Raw genomic sequence first — 11,671 nt, forward strand, 5'->3', positions numbered from 1 at the left:
CCATGCGTAACGAGACGAAGGTCTTCCTGGCCCTGGTGCCGTTCTTCATCATCGTCGGCATCATCTACTCCCAGTGGACCGACCCGACGGAGTGGGTGGGCACGGTCGCGCTCTTCCTCACCGCGGCGATGACCGCCTTCGTGGCCTGGTTCTTCTGGTTCTCCGGCCGCACGGTCGACGCCCGCCCCGAGGACGACCTCCAGGGCGAGATCGAGGACCAGACCGGTGACTACGGCCACTTCGCCCCCTACTCCTGGTGGCCGCTGTTCCTGGGCCTGTCGGTGACGGTCGCCGTGCTGGGCATCGGCGTCGGGTGGTGGCTGTTCGTCATCGCCGTGCCGTTCGTCGTCCTGTCGACCATCGGCTGGACGATGGAGTACTTCCGCGGGGAGCGCGCCGTCTGACGACCGCCGCACCGCGCGACACGAAGGCCCCCGGGTTTCCCGGGGGCCTTCGTCGCGCGTCGGGGGAGCAGCAGCCTCCCCGAAGGGGTATGCCGTCAGCCGGCGTCGCGGGTCGCGGCGATCCAGCGGTCCACCACGGCCTGCGCGGAGCCGTCGTCGAGGGCGGCGGCCGCGCGCCGCATACCCTCCGCGACGCGCTCGTGCAGCTCGTCCTCGGAGGACGGGTGCCCGGCGCCCTCGCCCGCTGCGAGCAGCGCCAGGGCAGTGCCGGCGTTGAGGAGCACGGCGTCGCGCACGGCGCCCGGCTCGCCGGCGAAGAGGCGGCGGGCCACCTCGGCGTTGTGGGTCGCGTCGGCGCCGCGCAGGGCGTCGACCGGGTGAAGGGTCACCCCGAGGCGGCGGGGGTCGAGGACCCACTCCGCGACGGCGCCGCACGCGTCGACCCACCAGAGCCGGGAGGTCGTGGCTGGCGTGACCTCGTCGAGGCCGTCGTCGCCCCGGAAGACCACGGCCTGGGTGCCGCGGGAGGCGAAGACACCCGCGATGAGCGGGGCCATCCGGGCGTCGGCCGAGCCGACCACGGCGTAGCGGGGCTGCGCCGGGTTGGTGAGCGGGCCGAGGAAGTTGAAGGCGGTCGCGATGCCGAGATCGCGGCGCACGACGGCGGCGTGGCGCATCGAGGGGTGGAAGACGTTGGCGAAGGCGAACGTGATGCCCGCCTCTCGCGCCACGGCGGCCACCTGGGCGGGGGAGAGGTCCAGACGGACCCCGAGCGCCTCGAGCATGTCCGCCGAGCCGGAGCGGCTCGAGGAGGCGCGGTTGCCGTGCTTGACGACGACGGCGCCGGCGGCGGCCATGACGACCGCGGACATGGAGGAGATGTTGACGGTCATGGCGCGGTCGCCACCGGTGCCGACGATGTCGATCGTCGGGCCGTCCACCTCGAAGCGGTTGGCGTGCTCGAGCATCATCGAGGCCAGACCGGTCATCTCCTCGACGGTCTCGCCCTTGCTGCGCAGGGCGGTGAGGAAGGAGGCCAGCTGGGCCGGGGTGGCCTCGCCGGACATGACGCGGTCCATGACCCAGGCGGTGTCGCCGCTGGAGAGGTCCTCGCCGCGCACGAGCGCCGAGAGGAGGTCCGGCCAGGTGCGGTCGTCCTGGTCGGCGGGGGAGGGAAGGCTGGTGCCGGTCACCGGCGGGCGAGCTCGGCGACGGTGTCGGCGAGCCGCTGCGGGTCGAGGGGGCGCGGCACGGCGGCGTCGGCCAGCGACCAGGTCGCGAGCCAGCCGTCCACCGGGCGGCCGGTGAGCACCAGGACCGGCGGGCACCGGAACATCTCGTTCTTGAGCTGACGGGAGACACCCATGCCGCCGTAGGGCTGGGACTCGCCGTCGAGGATCAGCACGTCGTAGGCGCCGGTCTTGGCCTCGTCGACGGCGATCTCGGGCGTGGCCACCTCGGTCCAGCGGGAGATCACGACGTCGTCCGCCGGCGTGTCGCCGACGCCCAGGCGGACCGCGTCACGGACGGACCGGTCGTTGCTGTAGAGCAGCACCGAGATCGAGCGGGGCTCGGCGGAGGAGGACTGCTGGTCGGCGGCGGGAGTCGCGGTCATGCGCACGATGGTAGCGAGCCTTTCCGGGCTCGGAGGACCGCGGGTCACGGCGCGCTGCGTGGGGGGTCGCACGTCTGGGACCGGCGTGGTCCATAATGACCGGGTGGCGACGACACCTGCAGCAACGATGACCGACGCGGATCGGTTCCACGCGACCATGCACGGGCCTGCGACCCGGCCCAACATGACCGCCGTGGGCACCATGGTCTGGCTCTCCAGCGAGATCATGTTCTTCGCCGGCCTCTTCGCGATGTACTTCACGATCCGGGCGGTCTCTCCCGACCTCTGGGCCGAGCGCACGGACTACCTGGACGTGACGTTCGCCTCCATCAACACCACGATCCTGGTCATCTCCTCGGTGTGGTGCCAGTTCGGGGTGTGGAAGGCCGAGCGCGGCATCCCGTCGCGCACGGGCCGCCTGTGGCAGATCGGCAACCCGCTGGGCGCGAACGGCTGGGGCATGCGCGAGTGGTACATCCTCACCTACGTCTTCGGCGCCACCTTCATCGCCGGCCAGGTCTGGGAGTACGCCACGCTCACCAGCGAGGGCCTGACGCCCACGGCCGACTCCTACGGCTCGGTGTTCTACATCACCACCGGCTTCCACGGCCTGCACGTGACCGGCGGCCTGCTCGCCTTCCTGCTCATCGTCGCGCGCAGCTACGTGGCCAAGCGCTACACGCACGCCCAGGCCACCGGAGCGGTCGTGACCTCCTACTACTGGCACTTCGTGGACGTCGTGTGGATCGCGCTGTTCTTCGTGATCTACGTGCTCCGGTGACCGGCGATGCGCCCCTCCGCAGCGGCCGACGACGGCCAACCCGACAGCCCTGACCACCCCCGGAAGGACCGACGAGTGACCTCCCTCGCCGCACTGCGCCGCAGCCCGATCGCGCTGCTGGTCGTGCTGCTCCTGGGCCTGACCTTCACCGGCACGGCCTACGCCGCCCTCCAGCCCAGCGCCCCAGCGAACGACGTCGTGACCGCGGCGACCCAGGCCGAGGACGTCGAGGAGGGTCGCAAGCTCTTCCTCGCCAACTGCGCCACCTGCCACGGCACCAACGCCGAGGGCGTGGAGACCGTCGGTCCGTCCCTGCACGGTGTCGGCGCGGCGGCCGTCCACTTCCAGGTCGCCACCGGCCGTATGCCGCTGCCGGACCCGGACGTGCAGGCCCACCGCAACGACCGCCAGGTGAAGTTCACCGAGCGCCAGATCGAGCAGATGGCGGCCTATGTCGCCTCCCTGGCGCCGGGCCCGGGGCGTCCTTCCGACGAGTACCTCGACCTGGAGGGCGCCGACATCGCCGCCGGCGGTGCGGCCTACCGCACCAACTGCGCCATGTGCCACAACTCCTCGGGCTCCGGCGGTGCGCTGACCCGCGGCAAGTTCGCCCCGACCCTCATGGGCGTCGAGAAGGAGCACATCTACGAGGCGATGGTGACCGGCCCGCAGGCCATGCCGGTCTTCAACGACCAGAACCTCACGCCGCAGGAGAAGGAGAACATCATCGCGTTCCTCAAGTTCATCGAGGAGGGTGGGAACGAGCACGGCGGCGCCGGCATCGGCAACGTCGGCCCCGCCGGCGACGCGCTCTTCATCTGGACCATCGGCATCGGCACCATGATCGCCCTGGCGGTCTGGATCGGACGGAAGGCAGCCTGAGGTGAGCACCACTGACCACACCCCGGCCGTCGTCGACTCGACGCCCGACCGGTTCCCCAACCCCGGCCTGCCGCCGCACCGTCCGCGTCGCGCGGACGTCGACGAGCGCGCCGCCCGCCGCGCCACGCTGCAGGTCGTGACGATGTTCACGCTGTCGGCGCTCGGCTCGATCGCTTTCCTCGTCGCCTACTACGTCATCGACCCGCAGACGCGGGGGACGATCATCGGCATCGGGCGGATCAACCTCTTCCACGCCGTCCTCGGCGTGACCATGGGGATCTCCCTGCTGGGCATCGGCCTGGGCGCGGTGCACTGGGCCAGGACCCTCATGCCCGACGAGGAGGTCTCCGAGGACCGCCACCCGCCGGCTGCCAGCGAGGAGGACAAGCAGGCGGTCGCCCGTCAGCTGTCCCACGGCTGGCGAGGCTCGCAGCTCAACCGTCGCAGCGCGATCCTCGGCTCCGCCGGTGGCGCCCTCGGCCTCTTCGCCCTCCCGCTGGTCGTGCCGGTCCTGGCCGGCCTGGGCCCGCGTCCGCGCGGCGAGCTCTACGAGACCAACTGGCAGAGCGGCATGCGCCTGATGATCGACCCGTCCGGCGCCCCCATCCGGGCCGCGGACGTCACCCAGGGCTCCGTCTTCCACGTGATGCCCGAGGGCTTCGTGGGTGCGGCGGCGCACGAGCTCGACCCCGAGGAGATGATGATCTCCAAGGGCAAGGACCAGATCATCCTGGTGCGCCTGGACCCGGCCAAGATCAAGAGCCAGAAGCAGCGCGACTGGGGTGTCGACGGCATCGTCGCCTACTCCAAGGTCTGCACCCACGTGGGCTGCCCCGTGGCGCTCTACGAGCAGAACACCCACCACCTGCTCTGCCCGTGCCACCAGTCCACCTTCGACATGACCGACGACTGCAAGGTCATCTTCGGTCCGGCGAAGCGGCCGCTGCCGCAGCTGCCCATCACCGTTGACGACGAGGGTTACATCGTCGCCGCGGACGGCTTCCGGGAGCCCGTCGGCCCGAGCTTCTTCGAGCGCAACCGTCCCGGCCTGCTGAAGGGAGATGACGCATGAGCACCACCCGTCATGTGCCGCAGGGTGCCGACTCGGTGCGCGCCGGCGACTCGGTGGCCTCGGCGCCCCCGCCGCCGGCGTGGTCCGCGGACCAGGGGTCGGCCGACGCCAAGTTCCCCAAGGCCCTCGGGCCGATCGACGAGCGCACCGGCCTGGTCAAGGCGATGCGCTTCGGTCTGGGCAAGGTGTTCCCCGACCACTGGAGCTTCCTGCTCGGCGAGATCGCCATGTACTCCATGGTCATCTGCCTCATCACCGGCACCTTCCTGACCTTCTGGTTCGTGCCGAGCATGGGTCACGTCGTCTACGACGGCTCCTTCGTCCCGCTCAAGGGCGTCGCGATGTCGGAGGCCTACGCCTCGACGCTGGACATCAGCTTCGAGGTCAAGGGTGGCCTGCTGATGCGTCAGCTGCACCACTGGGCCGCGCTCTTCTTCATCGTCGGCCTGGCCCTGCACGCCGCGCGCGTCTTCTTCACCGGCGCGTTCCGCAAGCCGCGCGAGGTCAACTGGATCATCGGCGTCGTCCTGGCGCTGCTGGCCATCGTCGAGGGCTTCGCCGGCTACTCCCTGCCGGACGACCTGCTCTCGGGCACCGGCATCCGGGCGATGAACGGCTTCATGATGTCGGCGCCGGTCATCGGCACCTGGATGACGTTCTTCATCTTCGGCGGCGAGTTCCCGGGCGAGGCGATCATCCCGCGCCTGTTCATCGCGCACGTGCTGCTGCTCCCGGCCATCCTCGTCGGCCTCTTCGTGGCCCACCTGGCGCTGGTCGTCATCCACAAGCACACCCAGTTCCCCGGCCCGGGCCGGACCAACGACAACGTCGTGGGCTTCCCGGTCATGCCGGTGTACGCCGCGAAGGCCGGTGGCTTCTTCTTCGTGGTCTTCGGCGTCACCGCCCTGGTCTCCGCCCTCGTCCAGATCAACCCGGTGTGGGTGTTCGGCCCGTACGACCCGACGCAGGTCACGGCGGGCTCGCAGCCGGACTTCTACATGTGGTTCTCCGACGGCGCGCTGCGTCTGCTGCCGGGCTGGCTGGAGTTCACCATCTTCGACACCGTGTGGAGCTTCAACATCTTCCTCGGGTCGCTGCTGCTGCTCCCGCTGGTGTTCATCATCATGGGCGCCTACCCGTTCATCGAGGCCTGGGCGACCGGCGACCGCCGCGAGCACCACCTCCTGGACCGCCCGCGCAACGCCCCGGTCCGCACGGCCGTCGGCCTGGCCGCGATCTCGATGTACTTGGTGCTGGCCCTGGCCACCATCAACGACATCCTGGCGATCAAGCTGCAGCTGTCGATCAACGACATCACGATCGTCTTCCGGGTGGCCTTCTTCGTCCTGCCGGTCATCGTCTTCTTCGTGGTCAAGCGGCTCTGCCTGTCGCTGCAGCGACACGACCGCGAGAAGGTGCTGCACGGCCGCGAGACCGGTCGCATCGTCCGCACGCCGGAGGGTCGCTTCTTCGAGGTCCACGAGCCGCTCGACGAGTTCGAGCGCTGGGAGCTGGTCAACCACGAGACCCCGCGTCCGCTCGAGCTCCTCGAGGGTGAGGTCGACGAGCACGGCGTGCGTCGCCCGGCGGTCCCCGCCGGCCGCCTGCGCCGCGCCCTGTCGAACTTCTTCTACAAGGACGCCATCCCGACCGTCACACCGGCCGAGCTCGCCGCCGCCCACCACCACGGTGAGCACGACGCGCTCGACTCGCCCGAGGCCGCCGCGGCCATCGCGCAGCACGGTGAGGGCGTCTCCGACATCCCGGGCGCCGGGGTGTCCGGGCACGTCGAGGACGACAACGTCGGGGCGGCCCGCGATTCCTGAGCCGCACCAGCACGACGAGCGCCCCGTCCCTCAGCAGGGGGACGGGGCGCCGTCGTCCGACGACCATCAGGCTCACGGGACGGCGCCCGGCCCTGACGAGCACCGTCACGGCGAGGGCCACCCGTCTGGCGAGGACGAGCCCGTGCTGGAGATGTCTCGCGAGGAGTTCGAGATCGCGGTCGGCGACGCCCTCGACCTCGTGCCCGAGCAGCTCATGGACCAGCTCGACAACGTCGTCTTCCTCGTGGAGGACGAGCCCCCGGACGACGATCCCGAGCTGCTGGGCGTCTACGACGGGGTGCCGCTGACCGAGCGCGACCAGATGTGGGGCGGGCAGCTGCCCGACCGCATCACGATCTTCCGCGGCCCGCTGGTGCGCATGTGCGTCGACCGCGAGGAGCTGCTCGACGAGATCGCGATCACCGTCGTGCACGAGATCGCCCACCACTTCGGCATCGACGACGACACGCTGCACGAGCTCGGGTGGGGCTGAGTGCGGCCTGCGGGCCGGCCGCCCCAGGGTCCGCGGGCGCCGGCCCGACCGGTCGCCCCGAGCAGCCGCGCGCAGCGGTCGTGCGCCCCGCTAGAGTGACGGGCGTGATCTCAGCCATCGTCTTGATCAAGGTCGAAGTAGCACGCATCCCCGAGGCGGCGCAGCAGATCGCCGAGATCAACGGGGTCCGCGAGGTCTACTCGGTGACCGGTGACGTCGACCTCGTGGCGGTCGTGCAGGTGAGCCGGCACGAGGACTTCCACGACGTCATCGCCGACCGGCTCAACAAGGTGCCCGGCGTGCTGGAGACCAACACCCACATCGCCTTCCGCACCTACTCCGAGGAAGACCTCGAGGCAGGTTTCGACCTCGGCCTGGACGGCTGAGTCAGGAGGCTCCCGCCGGGACCGCGCCCACGGGCCGGTCCAGGGCGCGGCCGAAGCTCGTCCCGACGGGGTCGACCTCCGACCACGAGCTCGCCTGCGGCTCCAGCTCGGCCCGGCTCGCACCCGCTCCGCCGACGGGGCAGGTCCAGGTGCCCTCGAGGTCGACCAGGCGCACGCCCGGGGACTCGAGCCAGCGCAGCACGAGCTCGGTCTCCTCGGGCAGGGCGATGCCGCGCTCGACGACCTCGGCGGTCTCCCGCAGGGCCGCGATGTAGGGCATCGGGTCGGCGCCGAACGGGGTGACGGTCGTGCCGGCCAGGCGGCCGTAGCGCACGCACACCACCTCCCAGCCCCCGGTGTCGCGCCGACGGGCGGCCACCAGCTCGGCGGCCGAGGTGAGGGGGCGCAGCCGTTGGGCCCGCGCAGCGGCGCGCACCAGCGCCATCATGCGGTCGCGCAGGGTGCCGGCCTCCTCGAAGCGCTCCTGGGCCGCGAGCTCGTCCAGACGCGAGCGGAGGGTGGTCATCACCTCGCGGGAGCTGCCGGTCAACGCCTCGACGGCCTGCTCGGCGACCGAGGCGTACTCCTCGACGGACTGCTCGCCGATGCACGGGCCGCCGCAGCGGCCGAGGTCGAAGAGCATGCAGGCGGTCTCGCGGGTGCGGCGCGCCGACAGCCGCGAGGTGCACTGCCGCAGCGGCACCACCTCGTGCAGGGCCGTGACGGCCGCCTCGGCGGTGCGGCGGCTGGCGAAGGGCCCGGCGTAGTGCGCGCCGTCGGAGCCCACGGAGCGGACCACGGAGAGCCGCGGGAAGGGCTCGTCGGTGAGCTTGACCCACACCGACTTCTCCGGGTGGCGGGAGCGGCGGTTGTAGCGCGGCTTGTGCTCGGCGATGAGTCGTAGCTCGCGCACCGAGGCCTCCAGGGGCGTCGCGCAGACGATCGGGGTGATCGACTCGGCCAGCCCGACCATCTCGGTCATGCGGCGCCGGGTCTCGCTGGCGGTGAAGTAGGTGCGGGTGCGGCGGCGCAGGTCGGTGGCGGTGCCGACGTAGAGGGCCTCGCCGCGACCGTCCTTGAAGACGTAGACCCCCGGGGCCGACGGCATCGCGTCGGCGAGGAAGCGCTTGCGGCGCTGGGCGGTGCTGACCCGCGAGCTGTAGGACTGCAGCTCCTCGAGGGTGTGGACGCCGAGGTTGCCCACCCGCTCGATCAGCCCGTGCAGCACGTCGACGGTGGCCCGGGCGTCGTGCAGCGCCCGGTGGTCGGGGGTCGTGGCCGCGCCGAAGAGCCGGGCCAGGCTGGAGAGCTTGTGGTTGGGCGCCTCGTCCTTGTGCACGAGCTGACGGGCCAGCCGAACGGTGTCGATCACCGCGAAGCCGGGCCAGGGGTGGGCGGTCTCAGCCGCGGCCGCCTTGAGGAAGGAGACGTCGAAGCCGGCGTTGTGCGCGACGAGCACCGAGCCGGCGGCGAACTCCAGGAACTGGGGGAGCACCGTGCGGATGCCCGGGGCGTCGGCGACCATCGCGTTGGTGATGCCGGTCAGCACGCTGATGAAGGCCGGGATGGGGCTGCTGGGGCGCACGAGCGTCTGGAACTCGCCGAGCACCTGGCCGCCGCGCACCTTCACCGCGCCGAACTCGGTGATCTGCGACCCGGCCGGCGAGCCGCCCGTGGTCTCCAGGTCGACGACGACGAAGGTGACCTCGGACAGCGCGGTCCCGAGGTCGTCGAACGTCTCCTGCACCATCTGCATGCCGACGAAGGTAGACGCGCCCACCGACAGACCGGTGCAGGCAGGCCGGGGAGCGCCCGGATGGGCGAGGACGCCACCGGGCGGGTGCGGAGGTGGTGCGCCCGACGGGGGTGGGCGCGGGGTCTGTCGGGTGTGTCGGTGCCCGTCTGTAGCGTCGCGGACAAGGAGGTGGGAACCATGACCACGACCACCATCGACTGCCAGACCTGCCCGGTGCGAGGGCGCCACTGCGGCGACTGCTTCGTGCCGGTGCTCGGCCGGCTGTGGCTCGACGAGCCGCGCCCGCGCGAGGACCGCGAGGAGCACCGTCGGGCGGCCGCCGGCGACCCCGCGGGCCCGGCCACCGATCTCGGGGGCGCACCCCTGGACGCCGCCGAGCTGGCCGCCGTCGAGGTCTTCGTCCGTGCCGGTCTCGTGGACCCGCAGGAGGCCGCCGGCGCCCGCGCGCAGGTGGAGCTCGACGGGCGCTACGCCGTCGGCTGAGGAGGAGCGCGTCGGAGGCTGCGCCGTCGGCTCAGGGCCCTGCCGACGCTCCGGTCAGTGCCCGGAGCCGCCGCGCGGGGTGCGGTAGAGCGCCTCGACCTCCTCGCGCAGCAGCTCGGAGATCCGGCCGCGCTTGAGCTTGAGCGAGGGGGTGAGCAGGCCGTTCTCGGGGGTGAAGTCCGACCCGAGGATCCGGAAGGTGCGGATCGACTCGGCCCTGCTCACCGAGGCGTTGGTCTCGTCGACGGCGCGCTGGACCTCGGCCCGGACCCGATCGTGGGTGCGGGCCTGCTCCACGGTCAGCGCGCCGAGCCCGTTGGCCTCGGCCCAGACCGGCAGCACCTCCTCGTCGAGGGTGACGAGGGCAGCCACGAACGGCCGGCCGTCGCCGACCACCATGCACTGGGAGATGAGCGGGAAGGCGCGCAGCCGGTCCTCGAGCGGGCCCGGGGAGACGTTCTTGCCACCGGCGGTGACGAGGATCTCCTTCTTGCGCCCGGTGATCCGCAGGAAGCCGTCGCGGTCGAGCTCGCCGAGGTCTCCCGTGGCGAACCAGCCGTCGCGCAGCGACTCACCGGTCGCCCGGGCGTCGTCGTGGTAGGCCGTGAAGACGCTGGCCCCGCGGACCAGCACCTCGCCGTCCTCGGCGATGCGGATGCCCACCCCGGGGAGGGGACGGCCCACGGTGCCGATGCGGATCATGTCGGGGGTGTTGACGGTCGCGGGGGCGGTGGTCTCGGTCAGGCCGTAGCCCTCAAGGACGACCAGGCCCACGCCGCGGTAGAAGTGCCCGAGACGCTCGCCCAGGGCGGCGCCGCCGGAGATGGCGTACTGGACCCGGCCGCCCATGGCCGCGCGCAGGGTGGAGTAGACGAGCCGGTCGGCCAGCAGGTGCTGCCCGCGCAGCAGCACGCCGGGGCCGCCGTCGTCGAGGGAGCGGCTCCAGTCCTGCGCGACACGGGCGGCCCAGCGGAAGATCCGGGCCTTGGCGGCCCCGCCGCCGGCGGCCTTCTGCTCGGCGGAGTTGTAGATCTTCTCGAACACCCGCGGCACCGACAGCAGGAAGGTCGGACGGAAGCCGGCGAGGTCGGCGAGCACGGTCCTGGGGTCGGGGGTGTGCCCGATCCGGGCGCCGGCGTGCAGGCAGACGACCTGGATGAAGCGGGCGAAGACGTGCGCCAGCGGCAGGAAGAGCAGCGTCGAGGCGCCGGGTGCCCGGATCACGGCGGAGAGCCGCTCCGCGGCGTTCTCGGCCAGCGACAGGAAGTTGTCGTGGGTGAGCTCGCAGCCCTTGGGGCTGCCCGTCGTGCCCGAGGTGTAGATGATCGTGGCCAGGTCGTCGCGGCCGGTGGCGGCGCGACGCTCGAGGACCACCTCGTCGGGCACCTCGGCGCCCGCGGCCACCAGCTCGTCGAGCCCCCCGGCCTCGATGCACCACAGGTCCTGGAGCGCGGGCAGGTCGTCCCGGACGGCCGCGACGGTCGCCATCATGGCGGCGTCCTCGACGATCATGGCCACCGCGCCGCTGTCGCGAGCGATCCACGAGACCTGGTCGCGCGAGCTCGTCTCGTAGACCGGCACCGGCACGGCACCGACGCTCCACAGCGCCAGGTCGACGACCATCCACTCGTAGCGGGTGCGGCTCATGATCGCCACCCGGTCGCGGGCCTGCAGACCCGCCGCGACGAAGCCCTTGGCCAGCGCGTCGACGTCGGCGCGCAGCCGGGCCGCCGTGACGTCGCTCCAGCCCCCGCCCGCGCTCTCCTGGCGCGCGACGAGCACCCGCTCCGGCTCGCGCTCGGCCCAGCCCACGACGTAGTCGGAGATGCCCGACACCGAGGGGGTCGGGATGAGTGGCGGGACGGTCACGTCCGTCACGGTGCCTCCTGGTCACGGGTTTGGGGGTGAAAGCGGCTCCCCACCATACCTGCGGGAGGGCGCCGGACCGCGCAGGTCACTAGGCTGACGGCGGG

At 71.9% G+C, this 11,671-nt stretch carries 12 protein-coding genes; 8 read left to right on the forward strand and 4 right to left on the reverse strand.

The genetic code is table 11. The features are described from left to right. Positions 1 to 2: 2 nt before the first annotated feature. Positions 3 to 404: a cytochrome c oxidase subunit 4 gene (locus FB476_RS06700; RefSeq protein ID WP_141818092.1), complete on the forward strand. Its 402-nt coding sequence runs from the start codon at positions 3 to 5 to the stop codon at positions 402 to 404. A gap of 95 nt (positions 405 to 499) precedes the next feature. Here FB476_RS06700 and trpD read toward each other — a convergent pair whose 3' ends face one another. Next, entirely contained in the window at positions 500 to 1,597 is a 1,098-nt protein-coding gene (gene trpD / locus FB476_RS06705) for an anthranilate phosphoribosyltransferase (RefSeq protein ID WP_202876921.1), read from the reverse strand. Further along, positions 1,594 to 2,019: a response regulator transcription factor gene (locus FB476_RS06710; RefSeq protein WP_141818093.1), complete on the reverse strand. Its 426-nt coding sequence runs from the start codon at positions 2,017 to 2,019 to the stop codon at positions 1,594 to 1,596. Before FB476_RS06710 ends, trpD begins: the two co-directional genes overlap by 4 nt. Positions 2,020 to 2,176: 157 nt before the next feature. On the opposite strand from FB476_RS06710, the gene ctaE reads away from it, so the two are divergent. The 6 genes from ctaE (at position 2,177) to FB476_RS06740 (ending at position 7,459) form a co-directional block, all read left to right on the forward strand. Then, a complete protein-coding gene (ctaE, locus tag FB476_RS06715) occupies positions 2,177 to 2,800 on the forward strand; it encodes an aa3-type cytochrome oxidase subunit III (RefSeq protein ID WP_238329587.1) in 624 nt (207 codons plus the stop codon). A 75-nt stretch (positions 2,801 to 2,875) separates the two neighbouring features. Beyond that, positions 2,876 to 3,682 carry a cytochrome bc1 complex diheme cytochrome c subunit gene (gene qcrC, locus FB476_RS06720; RefSeq protein ID WP_141818095.1) on the forward strand — a complete coding sequence of 269 codons (807 nt, stop codon included), beginning with the start codon at positions 2,876 to 2,878 and terminating at the stop codon, positions 3,680 to 3,682. 1 nt (position 3,683) lies between these two features. Then, positions 3,684 to 4,754, forward strand: coding sequence for a cytochrome bc1 complex Rieske iron-sulfur subunit (gene qcrA, locus FB476_RS06725; RefSeq protein WP_141818096.1), 1,071 nt, complete (start codon positions 3,684 to 3,686; stop codon positions 4,752 to 4,754). Next, a complete protein-coding gene (gene qcrB, locus FB476_RS06730; RefSeq protein WP_141818097.1) occupies positions 4,751 to 6,580 on the forward strand; it encodes a cytochrome bc1 complex cytochrome b subunit in 1,830 nt (609 codons plus the stop codon). Before qcrA ends, qcrB begins: the two co-directional genes overlap by 4 nt. Positions 6,581 to 6,731: 151 nt before the next feature. After that, positions 6,732 to 7,073, forward strand: a complete 342-nt coding sequence (locus FB476_RS06735; RefSeq protein ID WP_141819971.1) for a metallopeptidase family protein — start codon at positions 6,732 to 6,734, stop codon at positions 7,071 to 7,073. Between the two features lie 104 nt (positions 7,074 to 7,177). After that, complete coding sequence (locus FB476_RS06740; RefSeq protein WP_141818098.1) at positions 7,178 to 7,459, forward strand: Lrp/AsnC family transcriptional regulator; 282 nt, start codon at positions 7,178 to 7,180, stop codon at positions 7,457 to 7,459. A gap of 1 nt (position 7,460) precedes the next feature. On the opposite strand, the gene FB476_RS06745 is transcribed toward FB476_RS06740, so the two are convergent. Continuing rightward, the gene (locus FB476_RS06745) at positions 7,461 to 9,215 is read right to left on the reverse strand and encodes a DEDD exonuclease domain-containing protein (RefSeq protein WP_141818099.1); all 1,755 of its coding nucleotides are present in this window, start codon (positions 9,213 to 9,215) and stop codon (positions 7,461 to 7,463) included. A 177-nt stretch (positions 9,216 to 9,392) separates the two neighbouring features. Between FB476_RS06745 and FB476_RS06750 the strand changes: the two genes are divergently transcribed. Then, a complete protein-coding gene (locus FB476_RS06750; protein ID WP_141818100.1) occupies positions 9,393 to 9,698 on the forward strand; it encodes a hypothetical protein in 306 nt (101 codons plus the stop codon). Positions 9,699 to 9,752: 54 nt separating this feature from the next. On the opposite strand, the gene FB476_RS06755 is transcribed toward FB476_RS06750, so the two are convergent. Next, positions 9,753 to 11,567 carry an AMP-dependent synthetase/ligase gene (locus FB476_RS06755; RefSeq protein WP_337678338.1) on the reverse strand — a complete coding sequence of 605 codons (1,815 nt, stop codon included), beginning with the start codon at positions 11,565 to 11,567 and terminating at the stop codon, positions 9,753 to 9,755. Positions 11,568 to 11,671: the final 104 nt, after the last annotated feature.

The organism is Ornithinimicrobium humiphilum, from assembly GCF_006716885.1.
Taxonomy (GTDB): domain Bacteria; phylum Actinomycetota; class Actinomycetes; order Actinomycetales; family Dermatophilaceae; genus Ornithinicoccus; species Ornithinicoccus humiphilus.